The sequence below is a fragment of the Paenibacillus oryzae genome, assembly GCF_001675045.1.
GTDB classification, from domain to species: Bacteria; Bacillota; Bacilli; order Paenibacillales; family Paenibacillaceae; genus Pristimantibacillus; species Pristimantibacillus oryzae.
In genome coordinates, this window is the sequence record NZ_LYPA01000058.1 from 1 (window position 1) to 21,849 (window position 21,849).

Annotated in this window: 19 protein-coding genes; 16 read left to right on the plus strand and 3 right to left on the minus strand. The window is 49.3% G+C overall.

Translation table 11 applies throughout. The features are described 5' to 3' along the window. The coding region (locus tag A7K91_RS12970) for an S-layer homology domain-containing protein (protein WP_211274527.1) at positions 1-1,094 on the plus strand (1,094 nt) is incomplete at its 5' end. Positions 1,095-1,422: 328 nt separating this feature from the next. On the opposite strand, the gene A7K91_RS12975 is transcribed toward A7K91_RS12970, so the two are convergent. Further along, positions 1,423-1,779 carry a hypothetical protein gene (locus A7K91_RS12975; protein WP_068683350.1) on the minus strand — a complete coding sequence of 119 codons (357 nt, stop codon included), beginning with the start codon at positions 1,777-1,779 and terminating at the stop codon, positions 1,423-1,425. Between the two features lie 291 nt (positions 1,780-2,070). Beyond that, positions 2,071-2,907 carry a DUF6597 domain-containing transcriptional factor gene (locus A7K91_RS12985; RefSeq protein ID WP_068683354.1) on the minus strand — a complete coding sequence of 279 codons (837 nt, stop codon included), beginning with the start codon at positions 2,905-2,907 and terminating at the stop codon, positions 2,071-2,073. 255 nt (positions 2,908-3,162) lie between these two features. On the opposite strand from A7K91_RS12985, the gene A7K91_RS12990 reads away from it, so the two are divergent. Further along, on the plus strand, positions 3,163-3,675 hold the full coding sequence (locus A7K91_RS12990) for a VOC family protein (RefSeq protein WP_068683356.1): 513 nt from the start codon (positions 3,163-3,165) through the stop codon (positions 3,673-3,675). Positions 3,676-3,886: 211 nt separating this feature from the next. Here the strand turns inward: A7K91_RS12990 and A7K91_RS12995 are convergent, their stop codons facing one another. Next, positions 3,887-4,471 (minus strand): GNAT family N-acetyltransferase, encoded by a 585-nt coding sequence (locus A7K91_RS12995; RefSeq protein ID WP_068683358.1) that lies wholly within the window; start codon positions 4,469-4,471, stop codon positions 3,887-3,889. Between the two features lie 261 nt (positions 4,472-4,732). Between A7K91_RS12995 and A7K91_RS13000 the strand changes: the two genes are divergently transcribed. From A7K91_RS13000 to A7K91_RS27070, 14 genes are all read left to right on the plus strand, one after another. Next, positions 4,733-5,629, plus strand: a complete 897-nt coding sequence (locus tag A7K91_RS13000; protein ID WP_068683359.1) for a hypothetical protein — start codon at positions 4,733-4,735, stop codon at positions 5,627-5,629. A 205-nt stretch (positions 5,630-5,834) separates the two neighbouring features. Continuing rightward, the gene (locus A7K91_RS13005; protein ID WP_245697486.1) at positions 5,835-6,344 is read left to right on the plus strand and encodes an RNA 2'-phosphotransferase; all 510 of its coding nucleotides are present in this window, start codon (positions 5,835-5,837) and stop codon (positions 6,342-6,344) included. Continuing rightward, positions 6,341-7,117: a TatD family hydrolase gene (locus A7K91_RS13010; RefSeq protein ID WP_068683363.1), complete on the plus strand. Its 777-nt coding sequence runs from the start codon at positions 6,341-6,343 to the stop codon at positions 7,115-7,117. Before A7K91_RS13005 ends, A7K91_RS13010 begins: the two co-directional genes overlap by 4 nt. A gap of 375 nt (positions 7,118-7,492) precedes the next feature. Next, positions 7,493-7,894, plus strand: coding sequence for a RidA family protein (locus A7K91_RS13020; RefSeq protein WP_068683365.1), 402 nt, complete (start codon positions 7,493-7,495; stop codon positions 7,892-7,894). Between the two features lie 176 nt (positions 7,895-8,070). Further along, positions 8,071-8,715 carry a phosphatase PAP2 family protein gene (locus A7K91_RS13025; protein WP_068683367.1) on the plus strand — a complete coding sequence of 215 codons (645 nt, stop codon included), beginning with the start codon at positions 8,071-8,073 and terminating at the stop codon, positions 8,713-8,715. Between the two features lie 610 nt (positions 8,716-9,325). Further along, positions 9,326-10,618 (plus strand): ABC transporter substrate-binding protein, encoded by a 1,293-nt coding sequence (locus A7K91_RS13030; RefSeq protein WP_068683369.1) that lies wholly within the window; start codon positions 9,326-9,328, stop codon positions 10,616-10,618. A 117-nt stretch (positions 10,619-10,735) separates the two neighbouring features. Further along, positions 10,736-11,620, plus strand: coding sequence for a carbohydrate ABC transporter permease (locus tag A7K91_RS13035; protein ID WP_068683371.1), 885 nt, complete (start codon positions 10,736-10,738; stop codon positions 11,618-11,620). Positions 11,621-11,639: 19 nt separating this feature from the next. Then, the gene (locus A7K91_RS13040) at positions 11,640-12,455 is read left to right on the plus strand and encodes a carbohydrate ABC transporter permease (protein WP_068683373.1); all 816 of its coding nucleotides are present in this window, start codon (positions 11,640-11,642) and stop codon (positions 12,453-12,455) included. Between the two features lie 38 nt (positions 12,456-12,493). Further along, positions 12,494-13,516: a LacI family DNA-binding transcriptional regulator gene (locus A7K91_RS13045; RefSeq protein WP_245697488.1), complete on the plus strand. Its 1,023-nt coding sequence runs from the start codon at positions 12,494-12,496 to the stop codon at positions 13,514-13,516. Between the two features lie 75 nt (positions 13,517-13,591). Further along, a complete protein-coding gene (locus tag A7K91_RS13050; RefSeq protein ID WP_245697489.1) occupies positions 13,592-14,530 on the plus strand; it encodes a carbohydrate kinase family protein in 939 nt (312 codons plus the stop codon). 122 nt (positions 14,531-14,652) lie between these two features. Next, positions 14,653-15,933 (plus strand): glycoside hydrolase family 125 protein, encoded by a 1,281-nt coding sequence (locus tag A7K91_RS13055; RefSeq protein ID WP_068683384.1) that lies wholly within the window; start codon positions 14,653-14,655, stop codon positions 15,931-15,933. A gap of 49 nt (positions 15,934-15,982) precedes the next feature. Further along, on the plus strand, positions 15,983-16,924 hold the full coding sequence (locus A7K91_RS13060; RefSeq protein WP_068683378.1) for an aldo/keto reductase: 942 nt from the start codon (positions 15,983-15,985) through the stop codon (positions 16,922-16,924). Beyond that, positions 16,921-17,673: a sugar phosphate isomerase/epimerase family protein gene (locus A7K91_RS13065; RefSeq protein WP_245697491.1), complete on the plus strand. Its 753-nt coding sequence runs from the start codon at positions 16,921-16,923 to the stop codon at positions 17,671-17,673. Before A7K91_RS13060 ends, A7K91_RS13065 begins: the two co-directional genes overlap by 4 nt. A gap of 158 nt (positions 17,674-17,831) precedes the next feature. Beyond that, positions 17,832-21,461 (plus strand): alpha-mannosidase, encoded by a 3,630-nt coding sequence (locus tag A7K91_RS27070; protein ID WP_068683380.1) that lies wholly within the window; start codon positions 17,832-17,834, stop codon positions 21,459-21,461. The last annotated feature ends 388 nt before the right edge of the window (positions 21,462-21,849 follow it).

A 21,849-nucleotide genomic window follows, 5' to 3' on the forward strand; every position in this document is an offset into this window, starting at 1 on the left:
GCGTGAATGACATTAAAAGCTTAATGATGACGGTGAACGAATCAGCAGATCCGGACATCGCTATTGTATCGGCAGCCAAGATAGCGGCGGAAGCCGCGAGCTACAGCACCATGGCCCAAGCGGCGGCGACCAGCGAAGCTGTTATTGCGGCCGCATTGAAAGCGACTGCTGAAGCAGCAGTCAACAACAGTGCTATTACTGTCAAGATTAATAAGGTTAGTTATATTGCACCAATAGCTGGAACCTCCGGAAATCGAAGCGGCACAGATGGTAGCTATGTATTTACTGTTACAGTGGTCAAAGGGTTGCAGAGTCAAACTACCATGCAAATCAAACTAAACATTGCTGCCACCGCCGATACAAGTGGAGGCAGCACACCAGGAGGCAGCACGCCAGGAGGCAGCACGCCAGGAGGCAGCACGCCAGGAGGCAGCACGCCAGGAGGCAGCACGCCAGGAGGCAGCACGCCAGGAGGCAGCACACCAGGAGGCAGCACACCAGGAGGCAGCACGCCAGGAGACACCACGTCAGAAGGCGGCACGTCCTTTGTAGATGTTAAAAAGTCCGATTGGTTTTCTGATGCAGTGACCTATGTCCAACAAAGGGGCTTGATGTCAGGAACCAGCGAAACAACCTTTAGCCCTCTTTTGATGGCCAGCCGAGCAATGATTGTAACCGTGTTATATCGCATGGCAGGTAACCCGCAGGTGGCCGGAGAGAGCATATTCATTGATGTTTCATCCGATTCGTGGTACTCAGATGCCATCGAATGGGCGGTGCAAAAAGGCATCGTGAATGGCTATAGCAACAATAGTTTTGGTACCAATGACGCAGTGACACGTGAACAGCTTGTCGCCTTGCTGTATCGTTATGGTCAGATTAATAACCTTGATACTACAGTAAGTGGTGATTTGTCTAACTTTGCAGACAAGGATAAAATATCTGATTGGGCAACTGAATCTATGAAGTGGGCGATTGGAAAAGGTATTATCTCTGGCAAAGGCAATAATAGGCTTGACCCGTCCGGTACAGCAACCCGCGCGGAAATCGCAACGATCTTGATGCGATTTTTGATTAGTCAAGATCAAATTTAGATCAAACGCCAAATCTAGCACACTGAATTAAGAAAGCAAAAATGAAACGCCGATAGGGGCTGTCCCAAAAGTCATCATAGATGACCGAAGGCTGTCGAGACTTTCTCGACAGCCTTTAGACGATTAGGCCCTCTATTTTCGCGCTGTTCTCAAAATTGGTGTATTAAAGTACGCAGATCTCTTTAGCTTCTCCAAACGAACGGGCATTTTCGTTCTGGTTTGCACAACCACTTCGTCCTACTTGCCTTCAGCCAGGTCCACCACATTGCCGCGAAATTCTTTCAAAGTTGCGACTGCCATAATGGCGAATTTGCTCATTTAAAGTTTTTTAATCTGATTCAGAAGCGAATGTTGATTTTGAATACTCGTTATCAAAATCTTGTTCTGAAATTTTTATAGTTCCATAAAGCGAAGCATAGGGATAGTAGCTATGTTGTTCTCCGTTATAAACATATTCTATTCTCGGTCTAATAATAAAAAATTTATAGGAGGGTTCTTCATTTTTTGCTGCGATTATTTCTTGCAAATTACCTTTTGAGTCAATTTGAAATCCCTTTCTTTCCATCGCTACCTTATCCAAATTAATGTGTATATCATTTATAGCTACATTTGATTCACCCTGATTAATTAAGTTCACCATATAACCATCGAAAAAAGCAGATACTATTGCAAAATCTTCTCCCATAGTAATCGGTGATTTATCTAATTATTGAAACTAATCGATGCCACTTCTGAAGGAACTATACTGCTTTTGAACCCTTTTTTGTTTATGTACGCGATTGATAATTTGTAGTCCGATCCTTTTTCAGCAAAAAAAGAAGTATTGTAATGAATGAAATGTGCATCATCATATTTTGCGTTCGACGAGTAAGAAACAAGATATATGGCATTTAGAATTAGTAATAATAGTATTGCATTCATTTTGTTCAACTTTAGCAAGTCAACAGCTCCATTCATTTGCATTAATTCCGCGATCTTACACTTGGTCGCCCTTTGAGGACAGCTTGCGGTAGGAGGAGGGGGATTGGCCCAATACGGCCTTGAAGTCCTTGATCAGATGAGCCTGGTCAAAATAACCCAGTTGAACCGCAAGCTCCGCCCATTGCACGGGCTCGTCCCGTTCAAGCCGCTCTGCCGCCTCCTGAAGCCGAAAGCGATTGATAGCCCACTTGGGCGAAACTCCCACATATTTGCGGAACATTCTTTGTAATTGCCGAACGGAAAGTCCGGTCATCGTGCTGATTTGCTCCACCTTTAAAAGCTCTCTGTCGCTTTTAATAGCTTGAATAATGTCCTCCGCCTGTTCCGCTTGCTCATCTCTCTGCGGCAGCCGTAAAAGCAGCAGCTTTTCAGCCTGGGCTGCCATGGCCTGACCGTCTCCCGCATCAAGAACGGCATCCATCCAGTCTGCCGAATCAGCGCCGAATACCTCGCGAATATCCACGACCGTTCCAGTCAAATCCGCTATATCCCGCTGCCAGAACGGATGAAATCCTCCTGCGCGGAATTTGACGCCCAATACCCGGCCTGCACCACGCAGCTCACGCTGGAACGGACGCGAAGGCACGCCATACAGAAGAGCGCGACGCCCTTCCATATCCTGCTCAAACGCCAAATGAAGATTGGGATACGACAAAACCTTCTGTGTATGGGCAAGGCCCTCCGGAAGCTCATAGGAAAGCGCCCAATAGTGCTCCACAAAAGGCGTCAACAGCGAACCCGCCTCAAAACGTTCCAGTTTAAACTTTTCCCGTCCAATTTGGGCGTGGACGATGCCGCGCGAGGATGTATCGTCTTTTGGAGTTAAAGGCATGGTGTTACCTCCTGTGGGGGGAATGGTCGGTCGCTTTTTTACAATACGGGATGGTTTCAGTCTCCTATAATGGAGCCTAGCAGATGGCCTTATGTTTCGCAACCGAGAGGTATTTAATTGAGAGTCGGTGCAGCATGCGGTTATGCAGCTGAGATTATCAGTGAAACATGGGGGAAATACTAGGACGTGTATGCAAGCTCCGAGTGGAGCGGATTATGCTGATCTATACGTCCTGGCACTATGGGAGGGATAATGATGTCGAGTCAACAAGCAGGAGCGGGAATAACAGGTCAATACACCACAAATGGAACACCAAACGGCTATACGTCGTTAACTCCGTTTATCGTGGTTAACAATCCCGCAGAAGCCATCCTTTTTTATGAAGAGGTATTTGGGGCAAAAGCCAAAAGCGTGACGGAATTCGGGGAAGAAGGCAGCAAAATAATCGTACATGCGGATATCGATTTCGGTAACGGATTTCTGCAATTGGGAGCAGCATCGCCGTCTTTCGGATTAGTGCCGCCGCCAGGCGAAGGCAAAGCTTGTTATTCGCTTGGCGTTTATGTGCCCAATGTCGATGAAACGGCAGAGCTTGCCGTGGCAAGAGGCGCAACCGTTAGAGAAGCGGTGGCCAGCTTTGTATCGGGCGATCGTTATTGCAGCATTTTGGACCCGTTTGGCATCAGATGGTCCATCATGACCCGAATCGAAGACCTCTCGGAGGAAGAGAGCTACCGCAGGGTTGAGGAATGGAGCAAAAATCAGTAACAGTTGCGAGTGTTCCAATTCAAAGCGGGGCTGTCCAAAATATCAAGTGAAACGAATTAATATTCAGCAAAGAGGACCCGATGGAAAAGGTGTCTTGAGGGCAAGTTTTTTTGTCCGCTTTTATCCACTACAAATAGGATCAAAATAAAGCGGACAAATAGGTTTGAAGCTTCCAAGACACCCTTTTCCGGGAGGAATCGGTTTTGCTGAATCAAAATTCAATTCCTCGAATCTTGGAGAATACCATCGTATTCGTTAATTGGCCATCTACGCCGCAGACCTCGCTGCGCAGAATCCCTTCAAGCGTAAAGCCGCATCGTTGCGCCACATGCGCGCTCCGTTTATTGCGTTCATCACAGCGTATTTCAATCCGGTTGGCCTTCAGCTGAGTGATGGCAAAATCCGCAATGGCGTTTACGGCCTCCGTCATAAACCCTTGTTTGGCATAGGAGGTCCGAATCCAATATCCGATCTCGAATTTGCGCGCCTTCCAATCAATGCGATGCAGGCCGCTGCTGCCTATAATGGTTCCGCCGTCCTTAAGAGTCAGCAGCAGACGAAGGTCTTTGCGCTCCAGAAATTCAAGACGCGACATCCGAATATTGATTTCCGATTCCTCGACTGACGGTATTTTGCTTGCCCAAGGCATCCAAGGCCGCAATTCCTCAATGCTCTCCTTTATGGCCTCGTTATTGGAGGCTCCGTCTCCCCACAATGGCGCGCGGATAATTAGCCGCTCGCTCTCGAATTGCTCAGGGAAGTCCAGCAAAACCTGCCCCTCTGGATGATCGCTCATACTTTTCCACCCCATATAATGTGTTTCGCAATACTGTATCACGAGAATTATTTTTTGAGCAAGCTATTTTTGGAAAATGAACCCAGTGTTAGTTCAACAAGCGTGGTCATCGGTAAGAGAGCAGTTTCCTCGCTTAGAGGAGGTGCCATTGTGTCTCACCGATCTATTCAGACTCATTTAAGAATCGCCAGATAAGATAGGTTTAGTTGAACGGTATAGCCGTCCAACCCCAACCATTTGAAGAGAGGCGCAGGTGATGAGATGAAGACACTGAAACTGGCAGCAACGACGTTGGCGATAACGATGGCGATAGGAGCGGGAATGACGACAACCTACCATGTCCATGCAGCATCCTCAGCCGACACAATCGAGAAGCAGGAGACGACATCGCAAAACAATAAGCGGGGAGCTTTTAATGGAGAAAAACGGGGAGTCTTTTCCCATGGGCAACACGGCGGCGGGTGGCTGGCTTCCGATGATATAGCAGAGGTGCTGGGTTTAACAGCCGAAGAGCTGAAAGCAGAGCTGCAGGGCGATAAAACCTTAGCAATGATTGCAAGCGAAAAAAATGTAGATGCCGATGCCGTCGTGAACGCAATTGTGGAAGCCAATAAGGCAAGGCTGGATGAGCAATTATCGGAAGGCAAGCTTACACAGGAGGCGTATGACAGCCGCGTTGCCAGCTTGAGCGAACAAGCAAACAAGCTGATTAACGGCGAATGGAAGGGCCGTCCAGACGGCAAGGGGGATTCGGGACGCCATGGCGGGTTAAAAGGAATCGTTAGCTCGGAGGAGGTTGCTAAAGCGCTGGGTCTGACTACGGACGAGCTGAAGAGTGAGGTTCAATCGGGCAAAACATTAGCGGCCATTGCTGCAGAGCGCACTATTGACGTTCAAGCTGTTATTACAGCGATTGTGAATGTCAAAACAGCAAAATACAACGAGCAGTTATCCGATGGCAAGCTGACTCAGGAGCAGTATGATGAAAAAATAGCCGGCTTGAGCGAAAAAGCGGAAGCACTGGTGAACAGTGAGCCCAAGGGCAAGGAAGTTAGCCGTGGAGCCAGAGGAGAAGCGGGAAAAGGACATTCCGGCAGCAAAAAAGGAGATTCAGAGGCTGCCGAAGACACGGCCTTGACCGAAGGCTCGGCTACCTGACAAAATCATTATTAGTTAATAAAAGGGATTCCCAGGCAAAGGGGAGTCCCTTTTTCTATTGTGCCCGCCAGAACGTTTGATTTTAAAAGAACATTCCCGGTCCGGATCTGGAGAATGGAGTATAATGCAACCAAGGAGCGTGAGCGGGTGAAAGTCGTAAGGGTTGGAGTTGGTTCACTCCGATGAAATTGGAACGGGGTTTTGAATGATGAAAAAACAAAGCGTGGATATGAAGCTTAGCAAGCTGATGACCAAAATGCTGCGCCATAAACCGCTGGAATCCGGCCTTCAGTTGGATGAGGAAGACGGCTCATGCTCCGTAGAGGAGCTACTGCGCGTCATAAAGGCGCTGCCGGGATGGTCTGAGATAAAGCTGTCGGATATGGAGCGGGTTGTGCGGAATTCGGACAAGCAGCGTTTTGAAATTAAGAATGGACGGATCAAGGCGAGATATGGACATAGCTATCAAAAGATACAGTATACGCCCGGGAATCCGCCCGCCGTTTTGTATCATGGCACGAGCAAGCAGGCCCTCCCTTTTATTATGTCAGATGGGCTGGAGCCGATGGGAAGGCAATATGTCCATTTGTCGGAAAGCACCCATTTTGCTGCGTTGGCGGGCAGGCGCAAGGGCGAGCTGGTTATGCTCAAGATAGATTCGCTCAAAGCAGCGGCGGAAGGCATTCCATTTTATTATGCAGGCAGTGAGCAATGATAGATATAGGCGTTAATTTGATGCACCGCTCATTTAACGAGGATCGGGAGCAGATAGTCGAAAAAGCGGCGGCGAGCGGCGTATCGCCGTTGATTATAACGGGAACCAGCTTGCGAAGCAGCAAGGAGGCGGCGCGTTACGCTGGGCGTTACAGAGGAAAGCTGTATGCGACCGCAGGCGTTCATCCGCATGATGCCAAAAGCTGCAATGATGAGGTTATGGGTCAGCTGCGAGCTTTGGCGGCACAGCCCCAGGTTATGGCGATCGGCGAATGCGGGCTGGATTATAACCGGGATTTTTCCCCGCGCGATATTCAGCGCAAATGGTTTGCGGAGCAAGTAGCCTTGGCTCTTGAATTAGATATGCCGTTATTTTTGCATGAACGGGAAGCATTCGCGGATTTTGTTGGCATTCTGAAGGAGCAAGGAGTTTCCAGAGCCGTCGTTCACTGCTTCACAGGAACCCGCGCGGAGCTTGAGGCCTATCTGGAGATGGGCTTTTGCATCGGCATTACTGGCTGGATTTGCGATGAACGAAGAGGAAAACAGTTGAAGGAGCTTGTCAGGCATATTCCACTGGACCGTTTAATGATCGAGACGGATGCGCCATTTTTGACGCCGCGGGATTTGCCAGAGAAACCGCCGAACGGCCGCAACGAACCTGCCTTTCTTCCCCATGTGCTTGAAGCCGTTGCACGTTGCTTTGGTCAACCATCCCAGGAGATTTTGAATGCGACGAAGGAAACAACAAAACGCTTTTTCGGTCTGAAATAGGGAGATAAACATCATACCAGAGGAGAATGGTCTTGATAGAACATAACAATCTTGAAGAATATCAGGACCCTGTAAATTACGATCTTGAATTTGGCGGAGAGACGGACAAATGGGTAGAGTCGACGTTTGACAGCCGCTATCATTTTTAACTATAATCAAAAGCAGTCTGGCTGATTTCTCAAGCTGGATGGAGTTATTCGCATTCATTAGGAAGGGAGTAGGCCGTCCATGAAAAAAAGATCGTTAACATCGTTATCCATTGGATACGGCTACTCGACTGCCGTTTTTTTGTAAAATCCATTTTGACGGGATAGCTGTGTCCAAAAAGGGTTGAAGAAAACGACAAACTTACTTTTGAAGGCGAGGATAATCATTATGCAAAACGACGCAAAAATTACAAGAAAGAATACTAAAGGCTTGCATCATCCAGTTGGAAACTACGCACATATGACCAAGATTCCGCGCAATGCGGAGCTGTATGTGACCTCCGGCCAAATTGGCGCCGATCTAGATGGGAATTTTCCCGTGGATATGAACGATCAAATTAAAAATACATTCCAAAATATAAAGACGGTACTCCAAGCCGAAGGCTTGAGCGCGGAAAACATAATCAAGGTCAACATCTGGGCTGTTCAAAAAATAGACTGGGATTATCTGTACGCCAAATGGGAAGAGCTGTTCGGCAATGATTATCCTTCCATGACCGTTGGTTATATCTCCGAGCTGGGTTTGCCGGAAATCAAGATTGAAATCGAAATTTGGGCGGCAAAGGTTTAGCCTGCAAATAGATAATTCAGATGATCTCCGAATTCCTCGGAGGTCATCTTTTTTTGTCCACGGGTAAGTCTCCTCTCGAAGATACCCCCTTTTAGGTATGGAAGCGCCGGCCGGGTTTCATATATGCTGATTCAATGTGAGAATCGCTTATATGAATGCAAAGGCAGGAATGACAGATGATAAAACCGCGCTCATTTAAAATAACGGGAATAGACGTGCTCAGCTTTTTGGCCCTATCGGGATTTGCCGTTGTGGCGCTTGGCGTTCAGAAGAAATGGATAGCCTCCTTCGACGATAGCGTTGCTGCATTTGTCCAAGGCTTGGAAACGCCCGGATTAACGGGGCTCATGCAAGGCTTTACCTGGGTTGGCTCTACAGTTCCAACAGCGGTCATTTCGCTTTTGGCGATGCTGTTGTTTTTTATCGTTTTTGGCCACAGGAAGCAATTGCTGCTGTTTTTTGCTGTTGTTGCAGGCTCGACGGCAATCGGCTATATCCTGAAAACATTGTTTGGCCGGGAGCGGCCGGATTTTTACAGATTGTCCGAGGCCGCCGGCTTTTCCTTTCCAAGCTCGTCCTCTGTTGCGGCGATTGCCCTGTACGGTGTTATTGTATATGCGCTTTGGGGACATTTGCGGAGTTCAGCGGCAAAGTCCATGGTTGCGGCAGCAGCTGTGCTGCTTGTGCTTGGTATAGGAGTCAGCCGCATCTATATGGGACATCATTATCCCAGCGATGTGCTTGGAGGCATGCTTGCGGGCGTTGCCTGGCTGCTGCTTATGATAGGCGCTTTTAAACTCTGGAAAATAATTGCAGAATAGCGGGACCGAAACGGAGCGGGCAGCCTGTCAGTGGCTGCCCGTCTTTCCCTGTCATTTTGTAAGCGTATCAAAAAAATCCGGGCAGGGGTCTTGTAAAAAGTATTTGCGAGTATTATACTAAACTCAAGCTTTAAGGTATTCGACAAAGAATCTTATATGATTTTCTGAAATCGATACCAGAAATTCTGAAATGCTGCATTGCTTTAACTAAGAAGTGATGAGTCCCAAAGTGAATATTATTTTTTATGGCTTTATGGTATCGATACCATATTTTTTTGTACGCAATATGGAATCGATACCAGACATGGAGTGACTGGATGAAAGCGAGTTAATAACCGAATGAAAATCTGTCAAGGAGGTGATCAAAACTGCAAGCGAACGGAATGAATGAATCCTGTGACGCTTGAGAACTAACAACGGTGAAGGACTTGCAGCAAGCTGTTAACGTCTAGCAGGCAACCGGGATGCAGCAGCATGGTGCGACACGCAACGGAGATGAAGCAATGAAGCTGCTATATAAGTTCAACTGATCTGAAAGCATTGGAAGAAATCGGGGCAGAATAGAGCTTATATAGACGAAAATGACTGAAAATTGGGGGAATTAACAGCCATGAAGCTTAAAAACATGTCCAGTATTCTGCTAGCGCTTTGTCTGGCGCTTGTTGTATCCGCATGTGGTCAGAATGATCCGGCTCCTAGCAGCAATCCAAGCTCGCCCGCAAATGAAAGCGGTTCAAATGACAAGATAACGCTTAAGATGTGGTATTGGAACGGGGCAATTTCCGACTCCACCATCGAGGCGGCAAAAACGAAGTTTCCCAATATTGACTTGCAGGCAGAGAAGCTTCCTTCCGGCGGCGACTTTTTGACAAAATTAACGACAACGCTTTCCGGCGGCGGCGGCGGTCCTGACATCGTAACGATGGACAGCTGGATTTCGACCATGCTGACTTATAACGATAAATTCGTCAATATGTACGATTACGGCGCTCGCGACATTCAATCGCAATACCTGGATTGGAAATGGAAAATCGGCGCAACGGAGGACGATAGCTATTTGATCGGCCTGCCTATCGACGTCGCTCCGGTTGTATTGTATTACCGCGCAGACCTGTTCAAGGAAGCCGGGGTAGCCAGCACGCCTGAGGAAATTAAGGCTCAAGTGAAAACAATCGACGATTATTTGGCGCTGCTGAAGCAAGTAAAGGAAAAAACAGGCTCGCAGTCCGGTACGCTTGTTGACTTGTTCCGCAGCATTATGGGACAAAGCAGCGAAAACTATTTTGACCTGGAAGGCAATTACATCGGAGACAAGGAGCATGTCAAAGCAGCATGGGATGCCTCCGTCAAAGCTTATCAGGAGGGAGTAACGTTCCCTTATACAAGCGACTCTGAGAAAAATGCGGCAATGAACAACGGCAAAATTTCCTCCTTTACGGGAGCATCATGGGCTGTAGGCGATGTTATTTCCGGCGCTCCTGATACCTCCGGCAAGTGGAACATTGCTTATCCGCCAGGCGGCGTAGGCAATCAGGGCGGCTCCGCAATGGGGATTCTGAAATCGACCAAATATCCGAAGGAAGCCTTCGAAGTCGTGAAATTTCTGGTAAGCCCGGAAAATCTGCTGGCGGGATACAAGGAGTTCGGCAATTATCCTTCTACTCCTGAAATTTATGACAAGCCTGAAATGGTAAACGAAAGTGAATTTTTCGGAGGACAAAATTTGAGCAGCGTATTCGGCGAAGCGGCGAAGGATGTTCAGAATGCGCATAAGGATTCGCGCGACGAGCTGGTAATCAACGCGCTTTCCGCAGCGCTGGGTTCGGTAGACGCTCAGAAAAAAGATCCCGAGCAGACCTGGATCGAGGCTCAGAAGCAAATTAAACGCCAGCTGGAGCGTTAAGCACGGTCTGCATTCAAGCATGGCCGCATGATTGCGGCAGCAAAAACAGGCATCTAAATAAGTCGGCGAGGCAGCGGAGCGCAAGCCTTCTGCCTCATCGAATGACGGAGGAGTGGCATGGGAGGCCTATTTAAAGAAATATACAAGAGCAGAGCGCTGTATTTGTTTATTTCGCCTTTTTACATCTTGTTTCTGGTCTTTTCGGTATTTCCTATTTTCTTCTCGATGTATTTGTCTGTTCACAAGTGGGACGGAATTGGAGAAATGACCTCCGTTGGTTTGAACAATTTTATGTACATGTTTAAGGACCCCGTCTTCTGGCAAGCCTTGGTCAACAACGTTGCGATCTGGCTTCTCGCTAACGCTCCAATGCTTGTATGTGCGTTAGTTATCGCGTTTATTATCAATTTGTCGATTGTCCGGTTCAAAGGTTTTTTCCGCATCGCTTTTTTCCTGCCTAATATTACGGCAATGGTTGCGGTAGTTATTATTTTTCAATCCATGTTCGGCAATGAATACGGGCTGGTCAACTATGTGTTGGAATCCATTGGGCTGGACCGGATCGCCTGGCTTAATACCAGCACAGGATCGCGCGTCGTTATTGCAGCGATGATTGCTTGGCGCTACTTAGGCTACAATGCGATCATTTATTTGTCCGGGCTGCAGCGCATACCCAAGGATTTATATGAAGCGGCAGAGCTGGACGGCGCAACGCTGGCTCAGACATTCGCCAAAATTACGATTCCAATGCTTCGCCCTATTATTTTGTTCACCGTAATGATGTCCACAATTGGCGGCTTTCAAATCTTTACGGAGCCTCAAGTGCTGGCAGGCAACAAAATGCCGTACCCTGGCACGGAAACGATTGTGCTTTATATGTTCCGGGAAGGCTTCGTTTATCAGAACTATGGTTATGCGGCGGCTGTTTCCTGGGTGCTGTTTATTATTATCGGATTAATCTCCGTCTTGAACTGGAAGGTTTTCAATAAGTCGGACGATTAATGAAAAAGGGGCATTCAAGATGACAGGAAAAAAAATATTCGTGCATACTTTTTTGTTAATCGGTGTTATATTTTCAATATTCCCATTTTATTGGCTGGTCGTCATGTCTACGAATGAAACCAGCGCTATCTTTTCGTTTCCGCCAAGATTGACCTTTGGCAGCTACTTTTTGACCAACTACAATAATGTGATGGAAAATATCAATTTCTATAGAGCCCTTTTAAATACGGTAATGATTGCGGTGGTAAGCACGACGCTCCAGCTGTTTTTTAACTCCTTAACGGGCTTTACCTTTTCAAAATTTAAATTTCCAGGCTCGAAAGCGCTTTTTTACATCATGATGGCAACGATGATGATTCCGGGGCAGATGCTGCTAGTTCCTCAATTTATTATTATTAAGGAGCTGGATTGGCTCGGAAGCTACAAAGCGCTCATTATTCCGGGGATGGCCACCGCATTCGGCATCTTCTGGATCAGGCAATATGCGCTTGCCATCCACGATGAGCTGCTGGAGGCAGCAACAATTGACGGCAGCAGCAAGTTCGGGCTTTATTGGCGGGTTGCCTTGCCGATTTTGCGCCCTGCGTTAGCTTTTCTGGGCATTACGACGTTTATGGGCGTGTGGGAAGATTATTTGTGGCCGCTCATTGTATTGACGGACACTTCAAAATTTACGTTAATGCTTACGCTCCAGCAGCTGAAATCGGTGCATACCGGAGATTATGCAATGGTCATGACCGGAACGCTGCTTGCCACCTTGCCTTTGATTCTCTTTTTCCTCGTGGTCAGCAGGCAATTTATTGCGGGGATCATGGACGGGGCGGTGAAAAGCTAAGGAGCGGCAAGCATAGATTATAGAGGACAGGGTGATTGATGATGGCGCCAAAAATTAAGGACGTCGCAAAGCAGGCGGGTGTTTCCGTCACAACGGTTTCCAGAGTGCTGAATGGCGAGAAGTATGTTAAGGACGATTTGAAAATCAGAGTGCAGAGGGCCATCGACGAGCTCGGCTATACGCCAAGCCATATTGCAAGAAGCCTGGTTCGCAAAAAAACCAATCTGATCGGTGTTATCGTTCCCGACGTAACTTCGAGCTTTTATTCGACGATTTTGAGCACAATTGAAAAAACCGCCAGTCTGAACGGCTATAATTTGCTGGTGTGCAACATCATCGAGGACACGGACAAAGAGCTTAAATATTTGCAGGTATTTCAGCAAATGCGCGTAGATGGCATCATTATTATGCATGAAAAGCTAAACGACGAAATTCGGGATTTGATTAACAAAATGTCGATTCCGATTATTTTTTCCAGCGTCAAGCCGGCTGACCAGAAGTTTATATCGGTCATCATCGACGACTACGCCGCCGCATACGACGCAACCAAACATCTAATCGAGCTTGGACATGAGCGTATCGGCTATATCGGCGGGGACATGAGGGATATAACGTCTGGCCAAAACAGGTATGCGGGCTATATTCGAGCATTGGCAGATCACGGCATTGCTTTACCGGAGGCCCATATTCGCTTTGGGGATTACAAGACGCAAAGCGGCTACGAAATGATGAAGGAAATATTGGCGCAGAAGCCTCATCCTACGGCTGTATTTGCCGTAAGCGATGATATGGCGGTTGGCGCAATGAACTGCATTCATGACCACGGCCTGAAGGTGCCGGAGCATCTATCGGTTATTGGCTTTGACGGAAGCCAATTGACGGAGCAGGTGCGGCCTCGTCTGACCTCCATGGAGCAGCCGATTCTGGAGATGGGCAAGGTGACGGTCGACAAGCTGCTGGAATTAATCGAGGAAAAAGAAGGCGGACCGGCTGAGGATGTTATTTTGCAGCATATGCTGGTTTCACGGGATAGCTGTATGGATGTAAAACGAGGGGAATAACGGTCTTTTTGAATATCCATGATAGGAGCAAGCAGCCAAACATACAGCAGGTGGAAGAGGGAGAGGCAGTTGAAAATGTTTGACGCAGTTGTAATCGGAGACGCCAATATTGATCTTGTAGTGGTCGGATGCAGCGAGGTTCCTTCGCCCGGGCAGGAAGTATATGTAGACAAAATGATGATGCATGTCGGCGGGGGAGCGGCCTTGTTCGCCATCTCTCTCGCCAAGCTGGGCGTACAGGTAGCGTTTAACGGCGTATTGGGAAATGATAGTCATGGCCAATATATCCGGCAGCGTTTTGCTGAATATGGTATCGATACCAGAATGATTGGAACAAGCGATACGGAGCAAACCGGCATCTCCATCGCCTTTAATCCTGACAGCGACCGTTCGTTTATTACCTATGCGGGCACAAATGCAGAGCTGCGGGTGGAGAAGCTGAATCTAAGTGAAATTGCCCAGGGACGACATGTCCATGTGACCGGGTACAAAGGTAGACGGAATCATGAGCAATATGTTGCTTTGGCAAAGGGCCTAAAGGAAAAAGGGCTGACCCTGTCCTGCGATGTCGGCTGGGACGAATCCGGCGAATGGGATAAAAGCGTGTTCGAGCTTATGAGCTATTTTGATGTTTTCCTCATGAATGAAACGGAGGCGCTGCATTATACCCGCATGGACAACGTCGAGGAAAGCATCAAGCTGATGGGTTCGTTAGCCCGCAACATAGTGGTGAAGCTGGGCGGAGAGGGAGCTATTTCAATGAAGGAAGGGATATTGACCCGGCTCCCGGCTTATACCGTCGAAGCTGTGGATACGACAGGAGCAGGTGATTCCTTTAACGCGGGTTACTTGTATGGCTTCCTGCAAGGACTGGATGCCGCAGAATGTCTTCGTTACGGCAACGCATGCGGCGCTATGTCGGTCAGCGCTTTTGGCGGAAGCACGGGTACTCCCGACCTCGCAGGCCTCAAAGCCTTTATTGAAGGGTATGAGCAGAAGCAGGCCGTGCAATGAGGAATGAAGCGGAAACAGAAATTGGAACACAAACAGAAATAGAAACACAAACAGAAATAGAAACACAAACAGAAACACAAACAGAAATAGTAACAGAAACGGTTAGCAAGGATGGTCGGTATATGAAGCTGCCTCGTTCAGTGTCGCAATTACTGGAGGAGGCCCCCGACAAGCTGGCCCGGTATCCCAAGCTGCTGGATATGTTCCTTAAGTGTTATCCCAACACGCTGGAAACGACCGCCTCCATGCTGAAGGACGGAACGGCGTTTGTAATCACCGGCGACATTCCGGCCATGTGGCTTAGAGATTCCAGCGCCCAGGTGAGGCATTATCTACCACTGGCTGCGGGCGATCCCGAGCTGCGGTTATTGCTGGAAGGATTGATTCGGCGGCAAATCGCCTGCATCCATATTGATCCTTACGCCAACGCCTTCAACGAAGAAGCCAATGACAATCGTTACGATGTTGATCTGACTGAGCTGGACCCTTCGGTTTGGGAGCGAAAATACGAAGTCGATTCGCTTTGTTATCCGCTGCAATTGGCTTATCAGTATTGGAAGGCGACCGGCAGCGCAGTTATTTTTGACGCTTCCTTTCGTTCCGCATTAGAGATTATCCTCTCGCTTTGGAAAACAGAGCAGAGACATGGCGAGCTATCGCCTTACCGGTTTGCCCGAGTGGACTGTCCGCCAAGCGATACGCTGCGCAATAACCGGATGGGCATGCCGGTCAATTATACGGGAATGACCTGGTCCGGCTTTCGGCCAAGCGACGATGCCTGTACGTTCGGCTATCTGATTCCATCCAATATGTTTGCCGTCGTAGCGCTTCGTTATGTGGAGGAAATCGCGACGGAGATATGGGCGGACGCGGAGCTTGTCAGGCAGGCTGCCGAGCTGCGCGAGGAAATTGATTTTGGCATTCAAACCTATGGCACCTATCTTCATCCCAAATACGGGAAAATCTATGCTTATGAAACGGATGGCTTCGGCAATTATAATCTGATGGACGACGCCAACGTGCCAAGCCTGCTTTCCATTCCATACCTGGGTTATGCGGAGGCTGACGATCCCGTTTATGAAAATACGCGCCGCTTTATCTTGAGCAGCGATAATCCTTATTACAATGAGGGCAAATTTGCCAAAGGAATTGGCAGTCCGCATACGCCGCCCGGCTATATCTGGCCGATCAGCCTGGCGATGCAGGCGCTCACGTCGCGGGACGACGCTGAAATACAGGGGCTGCTTGATATGCTGCAAGCTACCGACGCGGACACAGGATTTATGCATGAAGGCTTCAACCCGGATGACCCGGCACACTATACGCGCCCATGGTTTGCTTGGGCAAACAGTCTGTTTGGAGAGCTGGTCCATACATTGATGAACCGGGGTTATTTTGACTAAACAATCGGACTTTATGATCGTTCACTATAGGCAACAAGGAGGAGCATGCATGAAATATATGACCATACCGGGCGTTGACAAGCCGATCTCCCGTTTATTTATGGGAACCGGCGATCTCCGCAAAATCGAGGAGCCGCAGCGGCTGATGCTGGAAGCTTACATTGAAGCGGGAGGCAACGCCTTCGATACGGCGCATCAATACCGCGGGCGGGAGCAGGTGCTGGGACAATGGCTGGCGGAGATGAGGCTGCGGGACAAGGTAGTCATTATGACAAAAGGAGCCCATCACGACGACGGCAGCCCGGGGCCGCGCGTAAATCCCGAGGCGATTCGCAAGGATTTGGCCGAGAGCCTAGAGCGGCTTGGCGTAGATTATGTAGATATGTATGCACTGCATCGCGATGATCCGTCCGTTTCGGTGGGGCCGATCATGGAGGAATTAAATGAGCATCTGAAGGCCGGGAAAATCCGGGCTATAGGCGCCTCCAACTGGACCTGCGAGCGAATTCGCCAAGGCAATGAATATGCGGCTGACCGCGGGCTGACCGGCTTTTCCTTCAGCAGCCCCAATCTGAGCCTGGCCAAGCCAAAGGGCGAAAGATGGCCTGGAACGGTGTCCGCAGACGAAGCGGCCTGCGACTGGCACAAGGAAACGCAGCTTCCGCTGCTGGCATGGTCGGCGCAAGCGGGCGGTTTTTTCTCAGGCAGCTTTTCGCCGGACAAACGCGAGGACGAGGAAATGGTTCGGGTCTATTACAGCGACGACAACTGGGAGCGGTATCGCCGCGCGGTAAAGCTGGCGGAGGAAAAAGGGGTTACTGCCATTCAGATCGCATTAGCCTACGTGCTGTACCAGCCGTTTCCGACCTGCGCGATAATCGGGCCCCGCAGCCCGGAGGAATTCGACTCCTCCATTCAAGCGATGAATCTGGCACTGACGACTGAAGAGGTAGAATGGCTTGATTTGAAAAAGGAGGAGATGGCGAGATGATCAGACACAAACTGGCGGCTCAGCTTTTTACATTGCGGAATGAATTAAAAAAGGATTTTGAGAGCGTCTTAAGAGAGCTTAGTAAAATGGGCTGGGCAGCGGTGCAAATCGACGGTCTTCACGGCAATTCCGCCCGGGATATCGCGGCTGTTATGAAGGAGCTTGGGCTTAAGACGGCGGGGATGCACGTTGGGCTGGAGCGGATGAAAAATGATCTGGACAATGTGCTGGAGGAAGCCAGATTGTTCGATACAAAGGATTTTATTTGCCACTCGCTGCCCGACGGCTTGAAAAACGTGGAGGGTTATCTCAGCGTCAAAGCGGATTTGCAGGCGGTAGCTGCCAAGGTTCAAGGCACGGGTTTCCGGCCTGGCTATCACAATCATGATTTTGAATTTCATACGATGATCGACGGCAAATTTGCGCTGGAATATGTGCTGGACGATCATGCGATTTTTCCCGAAATCGATACGTATTGGGTATTGAAGGCGGGACAAGATCCGCTAAGCTTTATTAGGCAATACGCTTCCCGTATGCCTATTTTGCATTTGAAGGATATGACATCGGACGGAAAACAATATTTTGCCGAAATCGGAACGGGCTTGATCGATTTTGCGCCTATTCTCAGGTGGGGGCTTGAAAGCGGCGTGGAATGGTTTGCGGTGGAGCAGGACTACTGTCCCGGCAGCCCTCTGGACTCGCTGGCCCTGAGCCTCGAAAACCTGATCAAGCTGGAGGAAGCCTTGTAGCTGAGAAATGCTTGTAACTGGAAGCATCCTTGTTACTAAAGGAATTCTTATAAGTGGAAATTTGGGACGCCCGCTTTCTATTTTCTCGGTACAGCTAATCGAACTTTGGGACATGGATTATATGCTTTACAACAAACAGGAAGGGGCGCTGCACCACTATGATGTTTACTGAAAAAAAGCTGGAGGCCCGGCTTCGCGAGCTGGAAGCCACACGTTACCGGGATGCCAGGCCGATTCATTCATTTGCAGCCATTGAAGATGAAGCCGGAGCGACTGGAGTGCGTCCGCCATCTGTAACTCCCGAATTTGAGCTTAAGTCGGGCGAGACGTGGAAAGGGCGGGACCGCTATATCTGGCTGTCCCATACGGTAGGCATTCCGGCGGAATGGGCCGGGAAAACGGTGCTGGCCCGTCTTGATCTGGGCGAAACCGGTGGGGGAAACAATGAAGGCTTTGAGGCTCTGCTGTATTGGAACGGAGAGCCGTATCAAGGCGTCGACTCCAACCATATGGAGGTTTTTCTGCCGGAGGAGAGTGCAGGCAGGAGCGGCAGAGTAGATATCCGGCTGTGGTCCGGCCTTGACGGAGGCGGCAAGCCGCGCGAGATGAAGCATACCATTAAGCTGGCGGAGCTTTGCTGGCTGGATGAAGCAATTGACGACTTTTATTACTCGGGCCGCTCTATTCTGGAGACGGTTCAAGTGCTGGATCATAACCATCCTGAACGTTCGGCGCTGCTCAAGGCGCTGGACCGGGCTTTTCTCCGGGTGGACTGGTCGCAGCCGAACTCCGATGAGTACCGGCAATCTGTGTATGCAGCGCGAGAGCTGCTGCTGTCCGAAATGGAGACGTTTGAAAAGCATCATCCCGTTACCGTAACGGCAATTGGCCATACCCATATTGATGTGGCATGGCTCTGGCGGCTGAAGCATACCCGGGAAAAATGCGCCCGTTCCTTCTCGACGGTGCTGCGGCTGATGGAGCGTTTTCCGGATTATGTCTTCTTGCAGACGCAGCCCCAGCTATATGCATACATCAAGCAGGATTATCCCGAAATTTACGAGCAAATCCGGGAGCGCGTCCGCGAGGGCCGATGGGAGATAGGCGGGGGAATGTGGCTGGAGGCGGATTGCAACCTGACCTCGGGCGAATCGCTGGTTCGCCAGTTTCTGTTCGGCACCCGCTTTATGCGTCAGGAGTTTCAGGTGGAAAGCACATATTTGTGGCTTCCCGACGTGTTCGGCTATAGCTGGGCGCTGCCGCAAATTTTGCGGAAGTCCGGTTTTGATACGTTTATGACGACAAAAATTAGCTGGAACCAGTTCAACCGGATGCCGCATGACACCTTTAACTGGAGAGGCATCGACGGCTCAGAGGTGCTGACGCATTTTATTACAACGCCGGATGATTGGGAGGAGGCAAACTCCTTTTTCTATACGTACAACGGATTAATTACCCCGCAAACGGTCAAAGGCGCGTGGGAGGGCTACCAGGAGAAGGAAGCGAACCAGGAGCTGCTGTTGTCCTACGGCTACGGGGACGGCGGCGGAGGCGTCAACCGAGAAATGCTGGAGATGCGCCGCCGTCTGGAGGATATGCCGGGATTGCCTCATGTGAAAACGGGCCGGGCCGATGATTATTTCAAGAGGCTGCAAACCACCTTTAAGGAAACAGACCGTTATGTCCATACATGGGACGGCGAGCTGTATCTGGAATATCACCGGGGCACTTATACAAGCCAGGCCTATAATAAACGGATGAACCGCAAGCTTGAGCTTCTGTACCGCGAGACGGAATGGCTTGGCTCGCTTGCAGCCGTTATGAAGGGCGATTGGAGCGGGTACCGGCAGGAAAGCTTGAATGAAGGCTGGACCATTATTTTGCGCAACCAGTTCCATGACATTATCCCTGGCTCCTCCATCAAGGAGGTATACGAGGATAGCCGCGAGGAATACGCCGAAGCGCTGGCGCTTGCCGAAGACGCATGGCGTGAGGCGGCGAGCGTTATAACCGGATCGAATGCGGGAGCAGCAGGCGAAGCAACGGATGCGGCTGATGCGATGGCAGCAGGCAAAAATGCAACAGCAGCAGGCGATGTGATGACGATAACTAATGCGAAAGCAGCAGATAATGCGATAGCGCCAACCAATGTAACAGCAAATAATGCGATAGCGTCAACCAATGTAACAGCAGATAATGCGATAGCGTCAGCCAATGTAACAGCAGATAATGCGATAGCGCCAACCAATGTAACAGCAGATAATGCGACGACAGCAGCAGGTGCAGCAACGAAATCAGGCACGGCGGCAATGAATTCAACAACAAATGCTGCGACTAATGGGATGCCGTTTACCGTTCTCAATAGCTCGCCTTGGACAAGCAGCGACTTGGTTGCCATTGACGAAAAGCTTGCGCCAGCCGGCGGCAGCTGGAGCGATGCGGAGGGCAAGCCTTTGCGGGCGCAATATGCTGAAGGCCGCTGGATCGTGGCGGCAACAAACATTCCTTCGCTTGGCTTTGCAGCCATCTGCCACCGGGGAGAAGGCGGGGATTATGCTCAAGATTTGCCTAAGGGAGCCATTGCGGAAGTAGCTGAGAAAGTGGCCGAGGAAGTAGCTATCGAAGTATTCAAGGAAGTAGCTAACGAAGTAGCCAAAAAAGAAGCCAAGGGAGTAGCTAAAGATGTAACGGAGGAAGCTCTAAAGGAAGAGGCTCTAAAGGAAGAGGTTATAAAGGAAGCGGCTATAGATAGTCCGTTCCATCAGGAAAGCCGGACGCTGGTGACGCCTCACTACGAGCTGGAATGGAATGAAGCGGGACAGCTGATGCGGATTTACGACCGCGACAACCATCGCGAGGTGCTTGCGAAAGATGCAAGGGGCAACGTGTTGCAAGTTTTCGAGGACAAGCCGCTTCATTTTGAAGCGTGGGATATTGATATTTTCTATGGAGAAAAGATGCGGGAGGTTACCGATCTGGTATCGGCGGAGCTGACGGAAATTGGACCGCTGCTGGCTGTCGTAACCTTCAAATGGAACTATGGCAACTCCGAAATCACGCAAAAAATGACGGTATACAGTGATAGCAGACGCATTGATTTCCGCACGACCATTGATTGGCAGGATCATCAGCAGTTGCTGAAGGTTGCGTTCCCGGTTGACGTCCGTTCAACGGAAGCAACTTATGATATTCAGTTCGGAAACGTTAAACGTCCGACGCACTGGAATACTAGCTGGGATTGGGCGCGCTTCGAGTCGGTGGGCCATCAATGGGCCGACTTGTCGGAACGCGGTTATGGTGTAAGCTTGCTGAACGATTGCAAATACGGCTATGACATTAAAGACAATGTGATGCGTTTATCGCTGCTGAAATCGGCGATTAGCCCTGATCCGGATGCCGATATCGGCCGCCATGAATTTGTATATGCGCTTTATCCGCATGAGGGCGATTGGCACACAGGGGGTACGGTGCGGGAGGCGTGGCGCCTTAACAATCCGTTGTCGGTTTGTGCTGGCGCTCCTGTTAAGGAGGCATTTTCTCTGCTTCGCCTGTCTGTTGACAATGTGATGGTGGATGCGGTCAAAAAAGCGGAGGATGGCGACGTTTTAATTGTGCGGCTGCATGAATTTGCCGGAGTGCGCTCCATAGTTGAGCTGAGCAGCGACCTGAGGCTGGCATCCATGCAGGAATGTAATTTGATGGAGCAGCCGATGGGCGAGGCTTTCCCTGCCGATCAATCGTTCGAGCTGAAGCCTTACGAGATTAAAACCTTTATCATTCAGATTTAATTGAGTGACCCCTAAATGCAATTTTAGTTGTTTTGTACGATAGATCATACAAAATGGCGGTTTGGTAAGAGCAATTCTACCGTTTTGTACGATAGATCGTACAAAATGACGGTTTGGTAAGAGCAATTCTACCGTTTTGTACGATAGATCGTACAAAATGGCGGTTTGGAAAGAGTAAATCCTTCCTTTTGTACGATAAATCGTACAAAGTCATGGTTTGGTGGAGATGAGTTTGTCCTTTTGTACGATAAATCGTACAAAGTCATGGTTTGATGGTGATGAGTTTGTCCTTTTGTACGATAAATCGTACAAAGCCATGGTTTGATGGTGATGAGTTTGACCTTTTGTACGATAAATCGTACAAAGTCATGGTTTGGTGGAGATGAGG

Bases quoted from the DNA above. Each gene is read 5' to 3' on its own strand.
- A7K91_RS12975 (WP_068683350.1), bottom strand. From the start codon at position 1,779: ATGGGAGAAGATTTTGCAATAGTATCTGCTTTTTTCGATGGTTATATG.
- A7K91_RS12985 (WP_068683354.1), bottom strand. From the start codon at position 2,907: ATGCCTTTAACTCCAAAAGACGATACATCCTCGCGCGGCATCGTCCAC.
- A7K91_RS12990 (WP_068683356.1), top strand. From the start codon at position 3,163: ATGTCGAGTCAACAAGCAGGAGCGGGAATAACAGGTCAATACACCACA.
- A7K91_RS12995 (WP_068683358.1), bottom strand. From the start codon at position 4,471: ATGAGCGATCATCCAGAGGGGCAGGTTTTGCTGGACTTCCCTGAGCAA.
- A7K91_RS13000 (WP_068683359.1), top strand. From the start codon at position 4,733: ATGAAGACACTGAAACTGGCAGCAACGACGTTGGCGATAACGATGGCG.
- A7K91_RS13005 (WP_245697486.1), top strand. From the start codon at position 5,835: ATGATGAAAAAACAAAGCGTGGATATGAAGCTTAGCAAGCTGATGACC.
- A7K91_RS13010 (WP_068683363.1), top strand. From the start codon at position 6,341: ATGATAGATATAGGCGTTAATTTGATGCACCGCTCATTTAACGAGGAT.
- A7K91_RS13020 (WP_068683365.1), top strand. From the start codon at position 7,493: ATGCAAAACGACGCAAAAATTACAAGAAAGAATACTAAAGGCTTGCAT.
- A7K91_RS13025 (WP_068683367.1), top strand. From the start codon at position 8,071: ATGATAAAACCGCGCTCATTTAAAATAACGGGAATAGACGTGCTCAGC.
- A7K91_RS13030 (WP_068683369.1), top strand. From the start codon at position 9,326: ATGAAGCTTAAAAACATGTCCAGTATTCTGCTAGCGCTTTGTCTGGCG.
- A7K91_RS13035 (WP_068683371.1), top strand. From the start codon at position 10,736: ATGGGAGGCCTATTTAAAGAAATATACAAGAGCAGAGCGCTGTATTTG.
- A7K91_RS13040 (WP_068683373.1), top strand. From the start codon at position 11,640: ATGACAGGAAAAAAAATATTCGTGCATACTTTTTTGTTAATCGGTGTT.
- A7K91_RS13045 (WP_245697488.1), top strand. From the start codon at position 12,494: ATGATGGCGCCAAAAATTAAGGACGTCGCAAAGCAGGCGGGTGTTTCC.
- A7K91_RS13050 (WP_245697489.1), top strand. From the start codon at position 13,592: ATGTTTGACGCAGTTGTAATCGGAGACGCCAATATTGATCTTGTAGTG.
- A7K91_RS13055 (WP_068683384.1), top strand. From the start codon at position 14,653: ATGAAGCTGCCTCGTTCAGTGTCGCAATTACTGGAGGAGGCCCCCGAC.
- A7K91_RS13060 (WP_068683378.1), top strand. From the start codon at position 15,983: ATGAAATATATGACCATACCGGGCGTTGACAAGCCGATCTCCCGTTTA.
- A7K91_RS13065 (WP_245697491.1), top strand. From the start codon at position 16,921: ATGATCAGACACAAACTGGCGGCTCAGCTTTTTACATTGCGGAATGAA.
- A7K91_RS27070 (WP_068683380.1), top strand. From the start codon at position 17,832: ATGATGTTTACTGAAAAAAAGCTGGAGGCCCGGCTTCGCGAGCTGGAA.